The organism is Prosthecobacter sp., assembly GCF_049294395.1.
Classification (GTDB): domain Bacteria; phylum Verrucomicrobiota; class Verrucomicrobiia; order Verrucomicrobiales; family Verrucomicrobiaceae; genus Prosthecobacter.
The window spans coordinates 1-18,791 of sequence record NZ_JBAQCR010000396.1 but is presented as its reverse complement, the minus strand read 5'-3'; the positions used below and the strand labels follow the sequence as shown (position 1 = coordinate 18,791).

At 59.5% G+C, this 18,791-nt stretch carries 18 protein-coding genes, 2 tRNA genes and 2 pseudogenes; 12 read left to right on the top strand and 10 right to left on the bottom strand.

Annotated elements, in window-relative coordinates; translation table 11 throughout:
* The 5 genes and pseudogenes from WAW39_RS27365 to WAW39_RS27345 form a co-directional block, all read left to right on the top strand.
* Positions 1–683: pseudogene (locus tag WAW39_RS27365) on the top strand (Verru/Chthon cassette protein A); the annotation flags it as partial.
* A 27-nt stretch (positions 684–710) separates the two neighbouring features.
* Positions 711–1,196, top strand: a complete 486-nt coding sequence (vccB, locus tag WAW39_RS27360; protein WP_422322424.1) for a Verru_Chthon cassette protein B — start codon at positions 711–713, stop codon at positions 1,194–1,196.
* Positions 1,193–2,296 (top strand): Verru_Chthon cassette protein C, encoded by a 1,104-nt coding sequence (gene vccC / locus WAW39_RS27355; RefSeq protein WP_422322422.1) that lies wholly within the window; start codon positions 1,193–1,195, stop codon positions 2,294–2,296. Before vccB ends, vccC begins: the two co-directional genes overlap by 4 nt.
* Positions 2,297–2,311: 15 nt before the next feature.
* Positions 2,312–2,926 carry a Verru_Chthon cassette protein D gene (gene vccD, locus WAW39_RS27350; protein WP_422322420.1) on the top strand — a complete coding sequence of 205 codons (615 nt, stop codon included), beginning with the start codon at positions 2,312–2,314 and terminating at the stop codon, positions 2,924–2,926.
* 240 nt (positions 2,927–3,166) lie between these two features.
* Positions 3,167–3,844: an autotransporter-associated beta strand repeat-containing protein gene (locus WAW39_RS27345; RefSeq protein WP_422322418.1), complete on the top strand. Its 678-nt coding sequence runs from the start codon at positions 3,167–3,169 to the stop codon at positions 3,842–3,844.
* Positions 3,845–3,846: 2 nt separating this feature from the next.
* Here the strand turns inward: WAW39_RS27345 and WAW39_RS27340 are convergent, their stop codons facing one another.
* Entirely contained in the window at positions 3,847–4,368 is a 522-nt protein-coding gene (locus WAW39_RS27340) for a hypothetical protein (RefSeq protein WP_422322416.1), read from the bottom strand.
* A gap of 20 nt (positions 4,369–4,388) precedes the next feature.
* Complete coding sequence (locus WAW39_RS27335; protein WP_422322414.1) at positions 4,389–4,844, bottom strand: hypothetical protein; 456 nt, start codon at positions 4,842–4,844, stop codon at positions 4,389–4,391.
* Between the two features lie 515 nt (positions 4,845–5,359).
* On the opposite strand from WAW39_RS27335, the gene WAW39_RS27330 reads away from it, so the two are divergent.
* The 5 genes and pseudogenes from WAW39_RS27330 to WAW39_RS27310 all read left to right on the top strand — a co-directional run.
* Entirely contained in the window at positions 5,360–6,808 is a 1,449-nt protein-coding gene (locus WAW39_RS27330) for an alginate export family protein (RefSeq protein ID WP_422322412.1), read from the top strand.
* Between the two features lie 66 nt (positions 6,809–6,874).
* Complete coding sequence (locus WAW39_RS27325; protein WP_422322410.1) at positions 6,875–7,864, top strand: sulfate ABC transporter substrate-binding protein; 990 nt, start codon at positions 6,875–6,877, stop codon at positions 7,862–7,864.
* A 91-nt stretch (positions 7,865–7,955) separates the two neighbouring features.
* Positions 7,956–8,783 carry a sulfate ABC transporter permease subunit CysT gene (gene cysT / locus WAW39_RS27320; protein WP_422322408.1) on the top strand — a complete coding sequence of 276 codons (828 nt, stop codon included), beginning with the start codon at positions 7,956–7,958 and terminating at the stop codon, positions 8,781–8,783.
* A gap of 55 nt (positions 8,784–8,838) precedes the next feature.
* Complete coding sequence (gene cysW, locus WAW39_RS27315) at positions 8,839–9,699, top strand: sulfate ABC transporter permease subunit CysW (RefSeq protein ID WP_422322406.1); 861 nt, start codon at positions 8,839–8,841, stop codon at positions 9,697–9,699.
* Positions 9,696–10,412: pseudogene (locus WAW39_RS27310) on the top strand (sulfate/molybdate ABC transporter ATP-binding protein); the annotation flags it as partial. The gene cysW and the pseudogene WAW39_RS27310, both read left to right, overlap by 4 nt.
* A gap of 113 nt (positions 10,413–10,525) precedes the next feature.
* Here the strand turns inward: WAW39_RS27310 and otsB are convergent.
* From otsB to WAW39_RS27270, 8 genes are all read right to left on the bottom strand, one after another.
* The gene (gene otsB, locus WAW39_RS27305; RefSeq protein WP_422322404.1) at positions 10,526–11,326 is read right to left on the bottom strand and encodes a trehalose-phosphatase; all 801 of its coding nucleotides are present in this window, start codon (positions 11,324–11,326) and stop codon (positions 10,526–10,528) included.
* A 1-nt stretch (position 11,327) separates the two neighbouring features.
* Positions 11,328–12,797, bottom strand: coding sequence for an alpha,alpha-trehalose-phosphate synthase (UDP-forming) (locus WAW39_RS27300; RefSeq protein WP_422322402.1), 1,470 nt, complete (start codon positions 12,795–12,797; stop codon positions 11,328–11,330).
* A 472-nt stretch (positions 12,798–13,269) separates the two neighbouring features.
* Positions 13,270–13,346: transfer RNA gene (locus WAW39_RS27295), tRNA-Arg, on the bottom strand.
* Positions 13,347–13,455: 109 nt separating this feature from the next.
* Entirely contained in the window at positions 13,456–14,877 is a 1,422-nt protein-coding gene (gatA, locus tag WAW39_RS27290) for an Asp-tRNA(Asn)/Glu-tRNA(Gln) amidotransferase subunit GatA (RefSeq protein WP_422322400.1), read from the bottom strand.
* Between the two features lie 40 nt (positions 14,878–14,917).
* Complete coding sequence (gatC, locus tag WAW39_RS27285; protein ID WP_422322398.1) at positions 14,918–15,208, bottom strand: Asp-tRNA(Asn)/Glu-tRNA(Gln) amidotransferase subunit GatC; 291 nt, start codon at positions 15,206–15,208, stop codon at positions 14,918–14,920.
* Between the two features lie 99 nt (positions 15,209–15,307).
* A complete protein-coding gene (locus WAW39_RS27280; protein ID WP_422322396.1) occupies positions 15,308–15,727 on the bottom strand; it encodes an exosortase system-associated protein, TIGR04073 family in 420 nt (139 codons plus the stop codon).
* 80 nt (positions 15,728–15,807) lie between these two features.
* A complete protein-coding gene (locus WAW39_RS27275) occupies positions 15,808–17,277 on the bottom strand; it encodes a sulfatase (RefSeq protein ID WP_422322394.1) in 1,470 nt (489 codons plus the stop codon).
* A 56-nt stretch (positions 17,278–17,333) separates the two neighbouring features.
* On the bottom strand, positions 17,334–17,540 hold the full coding sequence (locus WAW39_RS27270; RefSeq protein WP_422322392.1) for a hypothetical protein: 207 nt from the start codon (positions 17,538–17,540) through the stop codon (positions 17,334–17,336).
* 188 nt (positions 17,541–17,728) lie between these two features.
* Here WAW39_RS27270 and WAW39_RS27265 point away from each other — a divergent pair.
* Together WAW39_RS27265 and WAW39_RS27260 are read left to right on the top strand one after the other, a co-directional pair.
* Positions 17,729–17,803 (top strand) — tRNA-Thr (locus tag WAW39_RS27265).
* A gap of 16 nt (positions 17,804–17,819) precedes the next feature.
* Positions 17,820–18,791, top strand: a 972-nt coding sequence (locus WAW39_RS27260; RefSeq protein ID WP_422322390.1) for a hypothetical protein, incomplete at its 3' end; no start/stop codon positions are given.

Sequence of the window (18,791 nt, the reverse complement as noted above, 5' to 3'; positions counted from 1 at the left end):
CCATCAGCGAGCCCTTCTCCACTGCCGGCAAGATCAATCTGAACTACCAGATCCTCCCATTCACCAACATCCGGCGGGCCAGCGGCCTGCACGCCCTCCTTGCCAGCGAGCGCATCACCGCCGTACCCACCAGCGACGCGCCGAACTACAAAGTCTTCCCAAAGTCCTCGGATCAAAACACCTTCTGGACCACGTCCGGCGGCCAGCGCTGGCACTACAACATCGACGCGGAAAAAACCCTCGCCCAGTTCGAGCAGCGTTTCAAAGCCGGCAAGATCTTCCTCAGCGCCAGCGAGATCTGCGACGTCCATCTCGTCCCGGATCGTGACGTCGCGGACTACACTCAGATGGAAAGCTTCTGGGCCACCCGCCGGCTCACCGGAGACAACACCCGCGAGCGCCCCTACACCAATCTCTACCCGCGCATCACCACGCGTTCAAACACCTACCGCGTCCACTACATCGCACAGATCATCCGCAAGGCACGCTCCACACCGGTCAACACCATCACCGATGGTGACACCTTTGAGAGCGAGTACCGCGGCTCCGCCGTGGTGGACCGCTTCCTTGATCCCGCTCAGGCGGATCTCCCGGACTTCACCACCAGCACCACCGCCTCTCCCGAGAGCCTCGACAACCACTACCAGTTCCGCGTCCTCGAAAAGCGCAAGTTCGGCAACTGACCCTCCTCACAAACCAAAACAAAAACCATGAACATCCGCACCTCCAGCCTCCGCACGCATTCGCAGGGTTTCTCCCTGGTGGAAGTCACCCTCGCTCTCGCCATCGCCGCTTTTGGCATCACCACCATCATGGGCCTGATACCGCACGGCGTGACCAACGTCCGCACCGCAGGCGAGATCACCGCCGCCTCGCGCATCTCCCAGCACATCCTCGGCACGCTCGATCAATCGCAAGCCACCGGTGCGCAGCAAAAGCAGCGCTACTACTTTGACGCCTACGCCGTCCCTGTCGATCCCGCAGGCCGGAACAAGGACGACATCGCCTTCGTCGCCGAAGTCGGCGTTCCTGCCACGGATGTGCTCCTGCCCGGCAATACCGGCACCAACGATGCCTTTCTGCGCCGTGTCACCGTGAAGCTGAAGCAGACACCCGCCGCTGATTTCAATTTCACTGAAGCACAGCCTGCCACCTACAAGCTCTACTCCTACGTCGTTGCGAGGACTGGCAAATGAAACCCACCTCCTTCCATTCACGCCGCAGGCAGGCATTCACTCTCGTGGAGCTCATGGCCTCCATGGTCTTGCTTTCACTGCTCATGCTTGCCTGCGTCACGGCGCTGGACTCCGTGCGGCGTTCCGTCACCGGGGTGCACAACAAGACCCAGCAGTTTCGTGAGGCACGCCAGGCGTTTGAACTCATCACCAAGACACTTTCCCAGGCCACGCTGAATCCCTACTGGGACTACTATTACAAGGCCACCGGCTCCAATACCGCACCTGCCACCGGTGCCGTCACTCCACCCACCGCCTACATCCGCTTCTCGGAGCTGCAGTTTCAGATCGGCCCGGCCACCACGCTGCTCGGTGGGAAAGCCACTCCGGCCAGCACCCCGGGCCATGCCACTTTTTTTCAGGCTCCTCTGGGGCTGATGAATGACCAAAACGGTCTCGGCAGCCTGCTCAACGCACGCGGCTACGCCATCCAATTTGGCGATGACAACACCAACCGCCCCCCCTTCCTCTCCGACTACACCATTCCCGTGCGCTACCGCTACCGCCTCGTGGAATTCCGCCCGCCGTCTGAGCAGGCCGCGCCCTTTCAAGGCAACACCATCTACACTCATCCCACCGACTGGTTCCGCCAGGACCTCGAACCATCCACGCGCATCGTGGCGGAAAACATCATCCTGCTTGTCCTTTCTCCTCGCGTCTCTGCAGAGACCGCCCTCGCCACCAAAAAGGCTCCGTATTGGATCGCACCCAGCTACACCTACAACTCTCTCGACGTGAACAACGCCACCCCCGCCGTGGATAAAGTCACCGTCGATGCTGCGGGCAATGCCACGCAAGGCACACAGCACCTCCTGCCTCCGCTCGTGGTCGTCACCATGGTCGCACTGGATGAAACCTCCGCCGCCAAATGGGCGCAGGAGTACAATCAAACGCCCGTGGATTATCTGGCGCAGGCCCGCGCTTCCTTCACCGATGCCTCCGCCTACGACACGGACCTCGCAAGTCTGGAAGCATGGCTCAATCAAAAGCGCCTCAATTACACGGTCTTCTCCAGCACCGTCCCCCTGCGCAATGCCCGCTGGGACTCACGCACTTACTGAATACCAGCACCTCACATGACTCTCCGCACCCATCACAGCCGCCCGGGCTTCACCTTGATCGAGCTAATCGTCGTCGTCAGCATCATCACCGTCATCGCCGTGCTCAGCGCGCCCTACATCGCCGGCATGGCCGCCTCGGCGCGTTTGCGCACGGCCTCGGAGGCTGTGCAAAACCGCCTCATGGAGGCCCAGTCCCTCGCCATCCTCTTCAACACCGACGCCGAACTCCGTGTTTACGAAGCTGCCGATCTTATCGACGGCCGGCCCACGCTGCGGAAGCTGCGCATCCACACCCTCCGCCCGCCGGAGGATGTCACCAACACGCCTGCCACCGACGTCTTTGAACCCATCGGTGCAGTTACCAGCCTCGATCAGGAAATCGAAATCAGCGCAGACGCCACCCGCTCCTCCATCATCGACCTCGGTTTCCAGGAGAGCGCATCGGACATCTACGGCCGCTACATCGCCCTGCGCTTCCACTCAGACGGCAGCCCCGCACTCCAGCCTGCCAGGCCATGGTTTCTCACCCTGCATGAAAAGGATGCACAGCTGCGTGACTCGAAGCTCAAGAACTTCGTCACCGTCCAGATTGATGCTGCCACCGGCCGCCTCCGCACCTTTCAGCCCTGAGCATTTCAGACATCACGCCATGCCACCGCCTGCGCGTTGCTCACCTTGTTCAGGACGTGACAGGCGAACTGTGACAAAACAATGACAGAACAATTTTATAGTCTATTTGTCGAATAGGAGTTATAGGCCATTAAATTCCTACCATAAAGGTAGGGCAGCAACTCCGACGCAAACACGATTCAGGGCGCCATCATCAACAACACGGGCGCGGGGACCAGCGGCACCAATGCCGTGGCACTGATGAAGCGGGACGCAGGCGTGTGGATTCTCGCCGGAGCCAGCACCTACAGCGGCGGCACCACGGTGAGTGACGGTACGCTGGTGGTGAACAACGCGACGGGATCAGCCACGGGAACGGGCTCGCTCTCCATCGCCAATGGCGGACGCCTCGGCGGCAGTGGCACTGCGGGATCGCTTGCTGCGGGCGCGGCCCTGACCCAGCAGACTGGCGGAGTGATCTTCGCGGGTCAGAACGGAGTTCAGGATGCGCAAACTCTCACGCTGCAGGCCGGCGCAGGCTTCACGCTCAGCGGCAGCATCGAGCTCGACATCATCGGCGGCGCTGCGAGCGGTACGCTCAATACTCCGGGCGGCAGCAATGATCTCCTCGTCTTCAGCGGCGGCGAGGTGACACTGAACGGAGCCACGCTCAACATCCACTCAGCACTGCCGGTCACCAGCGGCACATGGGTGGCGGGATCGACATGGAATCTCATCGACTGGTCCTCCGTCTCCGGCACTTTTGACACTATCACCGGCCTTCCCGATCTCAGCTCACTTGGTCTTGCCTGGGACTGGAGCCAGCTTTACTCCAGCGGCACGCTCAGCGTCGTAGCCGCAGCGCCGGAGCCCTCCCGCGCGCTTCTGGCGATGGTCGGGCTGTCCCTGCTGCTGCTGCGCCGGCGGCGCGCAGTGTGAGATCACGCCACGCGGGCCAGCTTGATTTCTGCATGCGGCTGCCGTGCTGTTTTAAACCGCGGGGGCTGATGAATGGCTTGGAAAATTCCAATGCGGGATTCGCTCACCACCACGGCGGTGATCACCGGCTGCGCCAGCAGAGCCAGCGCTGTCTGTATCTGAAGAGCACCCAGATGCAGACCTGTGGAGTCAGCCAGATTGAGACGGCCCGGCATGAGAGTATTCACTGCCTGCTCCTGACGACCACGGGATAAAATGCCCTGCACAGACAGCAGGATCACGCCTCCCAAGGGTTCATCAGGAAGTCGCAGGCTGATATGAACCTGAAGATATTCCTCGGTCATGGTGGCATCCCAGGTTCGTTCGGGAACATCGGCATGAATCTGGAAATCAATTGGGACAGCAGACATGGCGTGCTCGATGGCAGTACTGAACCTCCCTTTCGGAGCGACTGCATCGGCGTGGTGACGGAGCAGGTAATGCTTGAGCAGAATGCCAAAGCAGGAAATGCGAAGTGCTGACATAGGAGGCAGTTCCGAATGGTTCACGCGCTCAATGCCACGCCAGGCTGGGAGGTGTGGCGCAAAACATCCAGGACATGATGCAGATGACCGATGATGTCCTGCGGGCTCGCATCCTCATGCAGGAACTCTCCTCGAAGGATGCCCGCCTGGGTGTTCGAAACATCCACCGCAGACGGTTTGAAGTCCAGGCTGGCGCTGCTTTCATCCGTGAATGTCAGCACACCGGAAACACGAATCAGGATGGCGGCCGCAGCGGGCTGACGCGGCGTGATCAGCAGCTGCAAAGGTCTTCCCACGAGCTGCTGTGCAGGGAGTTTTGAGACCACCACCACCACGGCATAATCATGCGACAGCAGCCGCAGGCTGCTTTTGAAGGTGGCGAGAAGACTGGCATTGGGAGGCTGAATGACCTGCTGTTCCTGAAGCAGCTGCTCAAGAAGCCATTCGCGCAGCGTGAATTTTTGATCGTTGTCCATGATGGAATGCGGCTGTTATTTTTCTGTGCCGGTTGTTTTACCGCCGCTCTTCACATCGCGTGATGCGGCACACCGGATGGAGGCGGTCAAATCTCAATGCCTCCCGGCGGTCTGCGGTCAGGTGCGCCATACTCCTATTAATTATATATGATTTAAAAAACCTTCAACCGGAAAAACGCGGCTCATTCAAAAAGATACAACCCGCCATCCGGCAGAAACGATGAAACACATCCGGCCTTTGAGAAGCCGGGGTTTTTCACCGCCGCACCAGCGCATGACTTATTTTTTTAATTCCTACTTGCCGTATGTATTTAATAACATATTACTCAACACAGGCCAAATCAATCCGCCCGATTCCCCGCCACCCTCAAGAGACTGACCGGACCACCGGAGGTGTTCGAAGCATGCATAAGCATCTGTTTGAAGCATCTCAGGCGCTGTCCCAACGCGTGATCCGAAAGGATCAGGTCGGTCCCAAACCGAAACACAGGCCACCGTTCCGCAGCCGCTCAAACATGAAAAAGACCCTTTCGACAAGAACACTGGATCAGCGCTTCCTGACACAGGCGCTTGGTCTCCTGCTCCTCACCGCGACCGCTGCCTTTGCTGCTGAAGTGGAGTCCAAGAAGCTCACTCGCGGCACCTATTACCAAAACCCGCTCAGCTACAGCACGACGCGTGATCCAGATCCGCCGAAGTATGTGCGCAACGTGAGCGAGCTGGGCGTCGATTCGCTGCTGAACGTCAAATGGCTCGATGTGGGCCTGGACTACCGCTTCCGCTATGAGTACCGCGACAACGACCTGCGCCGGGCACAGAAGGGAGTGGACCAGCCCCTGCTGCACCGCACCCGTGCCTACATCGGCATCAAGGACATCCTCGACCCCTTTCGCTTTGCGTTTGAGATGCAGGACTCACGCCGCGAAAACAGCCATTATGCGCGTGACAACCGCGACGTGAATGAGTTTGAGATCATCCGCGCCTACGTGGAGCTCTATTTCAAAGACCTCTTCGGACATGACGCCATCGGCAACGCACGGCCCTTGAGCATCCGCTACGGGATTCACAACTTCGAATTCCTCGACCGCCGCCTCATCGGCAACAACCAGTGGCGCAACACCGCAAACGCCTTTCAGGGCTTCCACGCCAGCCTTGGCCAGGAAAGCAGCGACTGGCAGCTCGACCTCCTCGCCGTGCAGCCGCTGAACCGTCTGCTGTATCAGATGGACAGGCCGGTGGAGCAGCAGTGGATGTATGCCGCCATCGGCCATCTGCGCCAGTGGTCGGACATCATCACTTTGGAGCCGTATTACCTCGCGCTGCATCAGTCCGCCTATCGCGGCGTGGCGGAGCGCATGGTGCACAACCCCGGCCTGCGTGGCTACGGCATCATCGGTGCCACGGGCTTCGACTACGACGCCAGCATGAACTACCAGTTTGGTCAGAACGGCACCAGCAAGGTGCGTGCCTACGCCGGCACGGTGGAGGTGGGGTACACTCTCAGCTCCAATCCGTGGAAACCGCGCGTCAGCCTGTTTTACGGCTACGCCGGCGGCGACCGCAATCCGAACGACAGCACCGACAACCGCTTCGAGCGCTTCTTTGGCTTCGGCCGTCCGTGGTCGGCGAACGACTACATCGTCTTTGAAAACATCAGCACACCGAAAGTTCGGGTGGAACTCAAGCCGCGCCACAATCTGCGCGTGGACTTCGGCTACAGCTACTACTGGCTCGCCAGCGGCACGGACCGCTTCAACGCGGCCAACAATGCCCGGGATCGCACGGGGGCCAGCGGGAACTTTCTGGGCCAGGAGTTCGACATCCGCGCCCGCTACACCTGGGACGCGAAAACAGAGTTCACCATTGGCTACTCCTACTTTGCCGCAGGCGGCTTCGTGGAGCGCCAGTTGCAGCGCCCCAGCACCAACTTCGCTTACTTCGAATTCAGTCACCGCTTCTTTTGAAAAGTGAAAGGGCAAACCCCGAACCGCCATCAAACCTCGTCATTTCCAATCCTATTCTCAAACATCATGAAAACACGCCTCAGCCTCCTCTCCACCGTCCTCTTCGGCCTCACCGCCCACGCAGCCGACTTTGAGCTGCTCAACGTCTCCTACGATCCCACCCGCGAACTCTACTCGGAGTACAACAAAGCCTTCGCCAAGCACTACAAAGAAACCACCGGCAAAAAAGTCAGCGTCGGCCAGTCGCACGGCGGCTCCGGCAAGCAGGCTCGCGCCGTCATTGATGGTCTGGAAGCCGATGTGGTGACGCTCGCTCTCGCCGGAGACATTGACGTGATCGGCCAGCAGGCTGGCTTGATCTCGAAAGACTGGCAGAAGCGCCTTCCCCACAGCAGTGCCCCTTACACCAGCACCATCGTGTTTGTCGTGCGCAAGGATAACCCGAAGAACATCCAGGACTGGGACGACCTCGTGAAGGAAGGCGTGAACGTCATCACTCCGAATCCGAAAACCTCCGGCGGCGCCCGCTGGAACTACCTCGCCGCCTGGGCCTATGCGCTGAAGAAAACCGGCAGCGAAGCCAAGGCGAAGGAGTTCATCGCCGCGCTCTTCAAAAACGTACCCGTGCTGGACACCGGCGCACGTGCCGCCACCACCACCTTCGCACAGCGCGGCATCGGCGATGTCTTCCTCTCCTGGGAAAACGAAGCCTGGCTCATCCAGCGTGAGTTCCCCGGCCAGACCAAGATCATCGTGCCCTCCATCAGCATCCTCGCCGAGCCGACCGTGACCGTCGTGGACAAAAACGCCGAGAAAAAAGGCACCGCCGAAGTCGCCAAAGCCTACCTCGAATACCTCTACTCCCCTGAGGCGCAGGACATCATCGGCAAAAACTACTACCGCCCGCGTGACGCCGCAGCCGCTGCCAAATACAGCGCCCGCTTTCCCAAGCTGAACCTCGTCACCATCGACGGCGACTTCGGCGGCTGGGGCAAGGCACAGAAGAAGCACTTCGACGAAGGCGGCATTTTTGACCAGATTTATCAAGGGAAGTAAGCCCACCGCCCCCCCTGTGAATGCGCTTCTCACGAGTGGAGCGCATTCACTTTGCACCACGAGCTCATTGATAACCAGCCTGCTTCATCCCTTGTCACGCCCACGCCATATCCTTCCCGGCTTCAGGCTCTCGCTTGGCTTCACCATCACCTACCTGAGCCTCATCGTGCTCTTCCCGCTCTCCATGCTCGTGTGGAAGGCCACCAGCGGCGGCTGGGAGCACATGCTTGCCACACTGACGCAGGCACGCGTGATTTCATCGCTGAAGCTCAGCTTCGGCACGGCCTTCGCCGCCGCGCTGGTAAATGGCCTCTTCGGCCTGATCACCGCGTGGGCGCTGGAGCGCTACGCCTTCCCCGGCCGCCGCCTGCTGGATGCCATGGTGGATCTCCCCTTCGCGCTGCCCACCGCCGTCGCAGGCATCGCCCTAGTCACCCTCTATGCGCCCAATGGCTGGATCGGCGCCTGGCTCGCGCAGCATGACATCAAGGCCGCCTACGCACCGCTCGGCATCACCATCGCGCTCACCTTCGTCGGCTTTCCCTTCGTCGTGCGCACCTTGCAGCCCGTCATCGCCGATCTCTCCATGGATGTCGAGGAAGCCGCCGCCTGCCTCGGCGCGAACCGCTGGCAGACGCTCACACGCATCGTGTTTCCCGCACTGCTGCCTTCCACCCTCGCCGGCATGACGCTCGCCTTTGGCCGCGCCGTCGGTGAATACGGCAGCGTCGTCTTCATCTCCGGCAATCTTCCTTTCAAGACCGAGATCGCCCCCCTGCTCATCACCATGCGTCTGGAGGAATACGACTACTCTGGCGCAGCCACCATCGGCGTCGTCATGCTCGCCGCTTCCTTCACCATCCTCGTTCTCTCCAACTTGCTCGCTCAGTGGAGCCGCAAACGCACGGGAATGAGATGACGAATCACCCTTCCTTTTTTTCCACTTACCGCCTCCCCTTTCGCATTTTTAAAGCATGGCCGCCATCATCGACATCCATCCCCCGCGCACCGTCCGGCCTCGCAAAGCTACCTCCGACTCCCTCTTCTCGCGCTGCCTCATCATCGGCACCGCCGTGGCCTTCATGGGGCTCATGTTTGTTCTTCCGCTCGTCGTCATCTTTCAGGAAGCCTTCCGCAAAGGCTGGGAAGGTTTCGTGGAAGCCTTCGATGACCGCGCCACCATGCACGCCATCTGGCTCACGCTGAAAGTCGCCGCCATCACCGTGCCGCTGAACACGCTCTTTGGCCTCGCCGCAGCCTGGTGCGTCTCGCGCTTCCAGTTTCGCGGCAAGCGCTTTCTCACCTCCCTCATCGAGCTGCCGCTGTGGGTCTCCCCGGTCATCGCCGGCATGGGGTATGTGCTGCTCTTCGGCGCGCAGGGTTTGTTTGGCCCGGCGCTCAAAGAGCACGGCTTCAAGATCATCTTCGCTCTGCCCGGCATCGTGCTCAGCACCATCTTTGTCACCTTCACCTTCGTCGCCCGCATCCTGGCCCCGCAGATGGAGGCGCAGGGCCAGGCTGAAGAAGAGGCCGCCATGACCCTCGGTGCCAACGGCTTCCAGATGTTCTGGCGCGTCACCCTGCCCAAGATCAAATGGGGCCTGCTCTACGGCATCATTCTCTGCAACGCACGCAGCATGGGCGAGTTCGGCGCCGTGTCCGTGGTCAGCGGCCACATCCGCAACAAGACCAACACCGTGCCGCTGCACATCGAAGTTTTGTACAACGAATACCAGTTCGTTCCCGCCTTTGCCGTCGCCTCCATGCTGGCCTTGCTGGCGCTGGTGACCCTGATTTTGAAAACTCTGACGACCACCCGCCGAGGAGCAGCATGAGCATCCACATAAACCACATCTCCAAATCTTTCGGCAGCTTCCAGGCGCTGAAAAACGTCGACCTCGAAGTCAAAACCGGCGAACTCGTCGCCCTGCTCGGCCCCAGCGGCAGCGGCAAGACCACGCTGCTGCGCATCATCGCCGGACTCGAATTCGCCGACGCCGGCGCAGGCAGCATCCAGTTCCATGGCACCGATGTCACGAACCGCAGCGCCTATGAGCGCAAGGCCGGCTTCGTCTTCCAGAACTACGCCCTCTTCAATCACATGACCGTTGCGGAAAACATCGCCTTCGGCCTGCGCGTCATGCCCCGTGCCACACGGCCCGACCGCGAAGAAATCGACAAAGCTGTCACGGAGCTCCTGCGCCGCATCGTATTGGAAGGCTACGGAGATCGCTACCCCTCGCAGCTCAGCGGTGGCCAGAAGCAGCGCGTCGCACTCGCCCGCGCCCTTGCTGTCGGCCCGCAGGTCCTCCTGCTGGATGAACCCTTCGGCGCGCTCGATGCCAAGGTGCGCAAGACCCTGCGCAAATGGCTACGCCAGTTTCACGACGAAACCAAAGTCACCACCTTGTTTGTCACGCACGATCAGGATGAAGCCTTCGAACTTGCCGACCGCGTCGTCGTTTTGCACGAAGGGGACATCCAGCAAATCGGCTCCCCCCAGCAGCTTCGCGAGCATCCAAAGAATGAGTTCGTCGCCGACTTCCTCGATTGCGTGATGATTTGAGTGTTCGGCTGATTTCTCATGCTCCGGAGCAGATGACATCAAGCGCCTCTGCCAAAGAATGAGCCTGGTATAGCCGCCCGTCCTTCAACCTTTGGTTATGATGCGCCAAGCATCAAACTAACAGCGCGGAGAAACTGTACTGCATCCTCCGGATGCCGGGCATGCAAACCGGCGAAGCTTGCGGCGGATTCCAGGCCGACGTGGAGTGTGATGCCTCGGCTGTTCAGCTCACGGAAGGCGTCCTCATCGGTGACGTCGTCTCCCAGGAACACGGTGGATTCAGAAGCAATGTCGAAATGCTGCTGGATACGGCGCAGGGCATGGCCTTTGTGCCAGTCCACTTGCGGACGAAACTCGACAACTTTTTTTCCATCTGCGCGGCGGATGCCTGCGGGGAGCACCATCTGCAGCACGGCTGCATGAAGACGCGGAAGATCAGCGCTGGCGACGCCTCGGTAGTGCAGGGTCAGGCCAAGCCCCTTGTCTTCGATCATAGCTCCTTCAATGCCACCTGCAAGGGATTGAAGCTGCGTGACAAGCGCCTCTATCTGCGGCCGGTTTTGAGCTGAGGAGGGATGCATCCAGTCAAGTCCGGCACCGCTCATTTCCAAACCATGATTGCCTGCCAGAACAATGTTTTCCTGGGCAATCGGCAAACGCGAGGCGAGATCAGCCAGCGACCGCCCGGAAAGAAATGCCAGCCTCACACGCGGATGCAGCGTCGCGAGACTTTTGATCACCATCTGAGCCTCCGACGACAACACCGCCCGGGATGGGCAATCCATGATCTGAGCAAGCGTGCCGTCAAAGTCTGAGGCGATGAGCACACTCGGCGCCTGAACCAGACAGGAACAAATTTTTTCGAGATGCCGGGTCCAGTGAGGTCGCAGGCTCATTTCATGCATCCTCAAAAGGCTGCTGCTCAAGCAGTTCATCGTCATCTTCGTCGTCCGGGTGCTCAATGCGCAGCATGGCCATGAGCAGACGGCTGGCCCAGCGATAGACGTTCTGATGTGCCACCTGCTCGCGCATGAGCCGCATGCGCCGCTGCTGACGCCCGGCGCTCATTGTCAGCGCGTTATGTACAGCAACGGAAATTTCCTCAATAGCGTAGGGGTTGATGCTAATGGCCTGCGTCAGTTCCCGCGAGGCTCCGGTGAAAAGGCTCAGGATCAGCACGCCACGCTCGTCACTTCGGCTGGCCACAAATTCCTTGGCCACCAGGTTCATGCCGTCATGCAGGGAGTTCACCATGAAAAAATCTGCCAGCCGGTGCAGGGCCATCATGTCCAGCGGCCCGTGGTGTTCCTTGAGGAGATAAACAGGCTGCCAGTCCGAGGTGCCAAAGCGTTCATTGATGCGCGCCACCGCGAAGTCCACTGCCGCCTGTTCCGCCTGATAACTTGCCAGGTGATCACGACTTGGCACGGCAATCTGCACAAAACAGAGCTTGCCCAGACTCTCCGGGTGCTGTTCAAAAAAATGTTCGAGCCCATGGATGCGCTGTGGGATGCCTTTGGAGTAGTCCAGACGCTCGATGCTGGCCCCGATCTTCCGCCCCTTCAGGCCGGGCAGTCGCTGCAGCCAGCGCTGCATGGCGGCAGCCACTTCTGGCGAAGTGGCGAGTTTGTTGTCAGCTTCGAAATCGATGCTGATGGGAAAGGGGCGCACGCGGGTGAGATGCCCGCCACGGGTGATTTCACTGCGGTCCGTGTCCACCCGTGCTTCCAGAGCGCGGTCCACGGTGCCCAAAAAATTCTGACAATGGTAATGAATGTGAAAGCCGAGGAGGTCATTGCCCAGCAGACCGTCCAGCAGTTCCTCCCCCCATGGAAAGGCGCGAAAGACTTCACGGTTCGGCCATGGGATATGCCAAAAGTGTGCACTCACGATACGTCCGCCACTCATCTCCCGCAGCATGCGCGGCAGCAGGCAGAAGTGGTAGTCTTGGATGAAGACCAGCGCCTTGCCGCCATCCGCCTCCTTGAGCACCGCTTCGGCAAAGATGCGGTTCGCCTCTTTATAAGCCAGCCAGTCCTGGGGGCGAAACTCTGGGCGGGTGAAGGTGATGTGACACAGCGGCCACAGTCCTTCGTTCGACAGCCCGTAGTAAAATCCGCGTTCCACTTCGGGATCAAGCCATACGCGCCGCAGTCTGTAGCCCGGCGCCTCAGGCGGCACCATCACGCAGTCGTTTGCATCCACTGTGTCCCGGTCCGCATCCCCTGCCCCCTGGGCCACCCAGGTGCCGCCGGAAGCCATCATGATAGGGTGCAGCGCCGTGGCCATGCCACTGGCTGGCCGGATGCACTCCACCGTGCCATCCGGGCGCTTGCGGTGGATGAAAGGTTCGCGGTTTGAGACCACAATGAATTTGCGCCCCTCAAGACGGCTTTCAATCAGCCGGTGCAATCGTTCCCGGCTCCACCGCTGCTCCACCGCTGTCGGTGAGAGCCATTCAAGGAACCTCCCTCCACCCAGCCCAGTTTGAATCAGGCGATGAAACCTGCTGCGTTTTTTTACTGTCGTTGACATCTTCTTGGTGAAGCAACCCTTGCCGCCAGTTGCAGGCTCTCGCAATTCGCCATAGCCCAGTCTCTTCTGTGGCAGAAACCGCGACAGCCCAAGCCACCACTCGCATTCCATTCGACAATGCTCATGCATCCATCCTCACTTGATGTCTGACTGAAATGCATCATTGAGCGGGTCTATGTAGCTCTTGTGTAGTTCCACCTTGTGAGACACCCGCTTTGCTTTCATCCGCGCGCACAGTTGGCACATTTAAGCGGTCAGTCAGTTTGGCGGAACAAAGCGCCTTGTTAACTCATTCAGTAATGAGTGGCGCACCCGTCAGGATTCGAACCTGAAACCTTCTGATCCGTAGTCAGATGCTCTAATCCGTTGAGCTACGGGTGCGTTGAAACTTACCTTGCCGCCGTGTTTGAAACAGCGGGCAACGAGAATAGACCAGTGCGTTCTTTTGTCAAACTCTGTGGAGAGATTTTCTTCACTTTATTCACGTTCCTCAGCGCGATTGCTCATACGCATGCGCCACACGCAGCACGGTGGCTTCGTCCAGCGCTTTGCCCACGATCTGCAGTCCCACAGGAAGCGCTCTACCTTCCACATCCACCGTGCCGCATGGCAGACTGATTCCAGGAAGTCCGGCCAGATTCACGGGAATGGTGAACACGTCTTCAAGATAGGCCGCCAGCGGGTTGTCTTTGAGTTCACCCAGCTTGTGCGCTGGCGTGGGGCTCGTCGGGGAAAGGATCACGTCCACTTTTTTGAATGCTTCCGTGAAGTCATTGCGGATCAGCGTGCGAGCCTTCTGCGCACGGATGTAATACGCGTCATAGTAGCCGGAGCTGAGCATGTAGGTGCCCAGCAGGATGCGCCGCTTCACCTCGGGGCCGAAACCCTCCGAGCGGGACTTCGTGTACTGCTCCATCAAATCCCCTGCACTGCTGCTGCGGTGGCCGTAACGCACACCGTCAAACCGGGCGAGGTTGGCCGAGGCCTCCGCAGGTGCGAGCACATAGTAAGTCGCCACACCGAGTTCCGTATGCGGCAGGCTGATTTCTTCGATGATGGCCCCGAGAGATTCCAGCTGGCGAATGGCCGCCTGCACGCTGGCAGACACTCCGGCGTGGATGCCGTCGATGTAATACTCTTTGGGAAGGCCGATGCGCAGGCCCTTGATGTCCTGGCCAAGGGTTGCGGTGAAATCCGGAACCTCGATATTCAGCGAAGTCGAGTCATGGGCGTCGTAACCACAAAGGTGATTCAGCAAAAGCGCGGAATCTTCCACCGTCTTGGTGACCGGGCCGATCTGGTCCAGCGAAGAAGCAAACGCCACGAGGCCATAGCGGGACACACGGCCATAGGTGGGCTTGATGCCCACGCAGCCGCACAGCGCCGCTGGCTGGCGGATGGAGCCGCCCGTGTCTGAACCCAAGGCCGCAATGGCAAGATCTCCCGCCACCGCCGCAGCACTGCCACCGCTGGAGCCACCGGGGACGCGGGAAAGATCGCGCGGATTGCGAGTGACGCCGAGGGCGGAGTTCTCCGTGCTGGAGCCCATGGCAAATTCATCCATGTTCAGCCGGCCAAATGGAATGGCACCACCCGCACGCAGCTTTTGGATCGCGCCCGCATCGTAGGGGGCCGTGTAGTTTTCAGCCAGGATGCGCGAGCCGCAGGTGCAGGGCTGGCCGGTCACGTTCATGTTGTCCTTCACCGCGATGGGGATGCCACCCAGCGGCTTCGTGATATCGGCGCGGTCGGCTTCGGCGAGAGCGGCTTCAACGTCCCAGGACAAATAGGCACCGATCTCCGCATTGCCTGCTTCGATGGATTTCGCGACATCCAAAACGATGTCTCGTGGCGTGATTTCACCCGCAGTGATGCCTTTGCGCAAGGCTGCGATGGTGGAGGAGGCGAGCATAAGAAAAAGAGAGCGTGAAGCAGCGGCGGAGGTTGGACGGTTACTCGATCACCTTGGGGATTTGAATCTGATCGGCGATACGTTTCGGCGCGTTGCACAGCGCCTGCTCCTGGGTAAAGCCAGGACGGGGTTCATCCGCCCGCAGCACATCATAAACGGGCATGGCGTGCGCCGTCGGCTCCACTCCGTCCAGATTGTAGCGTGTCAGCGTGTCGATGTAAGTCAGAATGCCGTCCAACTGGGACTCGTAGCGCTTGGCTTCTTCGTCGGTGAGCGTAAGCCGGGCCAGCTTGGCCACATGGCGGATGTCGATCTTATGAGCTTCAGGCATGAGGAAACGGTTCTTTCTTGCCAGCAGGAACCCTGCTTTGCAAACAAAAGGCACAGACTGTTTGCAGTCTGTGCCTTGAGAAACTTGCCTTGCTGGCTGTTACCAGTGCTGGGAGGAGGAATATGGAATCTCCGAGCGGAAGCCCACTTCTGGAGCGAACTCCGTGTAGCCCCACCAGGTGTCCACGTTTTCCTTGTGATGATAAGGCGGGCGGTAGGTGCGCTTCCAGCTAGGAATTGGGAAGGTGGCAATCTCATAGAGACCGTAGCCAGCTCTCACCAAGGTGCGTTTGGTTCCTTCAACAAGCATGTCGGAAGCAGCGGCGATGGAGCCATCAGACTCGTTGGTCTTGCGCCAGGTGGCCGGGTATTCGAACCAGCCAAACAGAACATTGCCGATACCGCGGCTGAGTTTCCGGCTCCACGTAAAGTGATGTCCGGGAGGAGACTGGATGTCACCGTAAGCGATGCTGGAAAGAGCGCAGACGGTGAAGGCAAGGAGTAGAAAACGATTTTTCATGTGGCTTAATGATAATTAACAAAATTTGGGCGTCATTGGCAACCATTAAGTTGCGCTTTTTTACAGTCCTTTTGCCTGTTTTATCGCTTTCCACGCGGAAATTGGCGTACCAAAAGCTGCTGCGCCTGTTCGAGGGCCGCACGATCAGCCGGACTGGCCATCACATTGTTCATTTCCGCCTCATCACGGGCGTGGTCATACAGCTCGCTCGCCACCACGCTGCCAGTGTCAAAATCCCGCCATTCGGTATAACGCAGCGTCGGGGTGCGGACGCTCACCCCCATCACCTCCGGCCTGCCACGCGGGGTACGGTCCGGATAGGCAGGGCGGGGAAACTGCGTGTAGGCGGCAACTTTGATTTTAGCCTTGGGATCGTTCAGCAGCGGCACAAGGCTGACCCCGTCCAGGCCCGGCGCCTCCGGGACAGCGCACAGGGCGGTGATGGTGGGAAAAAGATCCACCATTTCCACCAGCGCATCCGTGCTGGCCCCGGCATGATTTGCCTGCGGTGGCACCACGATGAGCGGCACGCGCGCATCCAGCTCGAAGTTTGAGGTCTTGGCCCACAGACTGTGTTCTCCGATGTGGTAGCCGTGATCCCCCCAGAACACGATGAGAGTGGAGTCCAGCAGGCCCTGCTTTTCCAGCGCGGCGGTCACCTTCCCAAGCTGGGCGTCCATGTAGCTGATGGCGGCGAAATAGCCATGCCTCATCTCCGCCGCCTGCTCCGCTGTGGGCTGCTTTTGATCTTTCACCGGCCCCAGAATCTCGGTGCTCTGGTGAAAGGCGATCTCGGGGGCGGCAACAGGCCGTGCGGGATCGAGCACCGGCAGCCGGTCCCGCTGATACATGTCCCAGTATTTTTTGGGAGCGTTGAATGGGGCGTGCGGTTTCCAAAAGCCGACGGCAAGAAAAAACAGCTCGTCTTTGATCTCCCCCAGCACACGCACGGCCTCGGCGGCCACCCGCCCATCAAAATAGGCTTCGTCCGGCACATCGCGGCACTCACACAGCGGCACCTTGCCGTACTGGCGCAGGGTGCTGGAGAGCGTGGTCAGATTCGGCGGCAGCGGTCCACCGACCTGCGGCACGTCATCGCCGTGATTTGCGTAGTGCAGGAATTCCGGAGCGCTCCATGAGCGCGGGTCGCCATGCTCCTTCGTATGCCAGTTGTGGAAAATTTTGCCCACACAGCGGGTGGTGTAGCCGTGGTCCTTCATCCATCCGGGCAGCGTGTTCACCGCCGGCTTCAGCTCACGAAAATGCGTGCCATTCACATACAACCCCAGGGTGTCCGGACGCAGCCCGGTCAGCATGGAGGAGCGGGAGGGATTGCAGACCGCCTGCTGGCAGTAGGCCTTCCGGAAAATCATGCCGCGCTTCGCCAGCGCATCGAGATTAGGCGTTACCGCCACAGAGCCGTAGCAGCCCAGCTCCGGACGCAGGTCATCAGCCATGATGAACAAAACATTCGTGCGGGGTGCTGCGTGCAGCAGCGGGACGGACAGCAGAAAAATAGCCTTCAGGGCGGCAGCGCGACAAATCATCATCGGGCCATAACGCGCCATCCTCAGCAATATTGCCCGGCTGGCAGGCAAAAAAAGACTCAGTCCTGCTGCCCCTTCAGCTGGTTTCGCATGCTTCGCCACTCCGCGCGGTGGTTCTGCGCCCAGTCATTGAGCGCAAACTCAAACCCGATGTCATGGCCTTCGCTCTCACTGGCAAGCCACTTCAGGCGTTGAATTTCTTCCTGCTCGGCAAGGAATTCACCATAGGGAGTTCCAGCTTGGGCAGCTATGGTTGGACTGGGCATAGGCCACTCTCAGTGAGTTCACCCAAGATTCAAGCACGAGCTGTTGGGAGCCGGGTGGCTGCCATTTGCACCGCCTCAGGCTTTCCCCACCCGCCCTTGAGCTAAGAATTTTTCCACCTGTCAAAGAAAGCAAATGACAAGATCTGAGCACCCCTTATATAATTAAAGACTTAAAGTCACACGTTCATGCCGGAGTAGCTCAGTGGTAGAGCATCGCATTCGTAATGCGAGGGTCGCGGGTTCAAATCCCGCCTTCGGCTCCACCAACGCGTGTTTGCCATGACCCATCCGAGCATCGCTGACAATGATCCGCCACGCCGCAGCCGAGCCCGGCGGCGCGAGGCCATGATCAACGCCGTTGCCACCATTCTCGGCTGCATGGCCCTCGTGATCATGATCGCCACGGTCGTACGGGTCGTCATGATCAAGCTCTGGGAGTCCGCCCGGGTCAATCCTGAGTACGTTCAGTCGATGTACGACAATGATAAGGATCATCACTGGTCAGGCAATATCAAAGAGCAGCCTTCCCTCCTAGGCGATCCCTCCGAAATCCGTCCGTCCATAGGCGCCGCCCCCCGTGGAGTCAGCCCCAACACTCCTGTCAGCTCCCAGTCCAGTTCATTGAAACTCATGGCTTCAGGCTCCCCAAGTCCCTCCGCCATTGTGGACATCGAGAGCAAAAGATCCCAAATTGAACGCACACTTCGTGGTTTTTTTGAAGCCTCCACCACGGACCAGCAGCTCGCTTTTGTCCGTGATCCCCAGCGTGTGCGTCCATTGATGGAGCATTACTACAGCAGCCATCCTCACGCTCCGCTCGAGTGGAAAACTCTTGGCTGGGCGCTGCCGGTGGAGGAGGAAGGCTACCGTCTCGGGTATGCTCAGGCCGTTTTTGCCAATGCCGAGCCTGTCAGCCTCATCATTGAAGAAATGGTGGACGGCACCTTCCGGGTGGATTGGGAAAGCTCGGTTCGTTATGGCGAAATCGATTGGGAGGAGTTCATCAAAACCCAGCCGTCCGCGCCCACACTCCTCCGCGTGATCGCCTCCAAACCTCAGAATATTCCGCCTGAGGCCGCTCCGATGGGCAGCGAACTGCTCGAAATCAAGCATCCTGACGATAATGACGTCGTTTATGCCTACTTTGATCGTAAAGATCCTAAATTCCACCCCCTTCTCCAGCAACTCCAGACCGGAAACTGGAAAGATGTCCCCTTAACTTTACGACTTTGTTTTCCAGGCCCAGCAGGC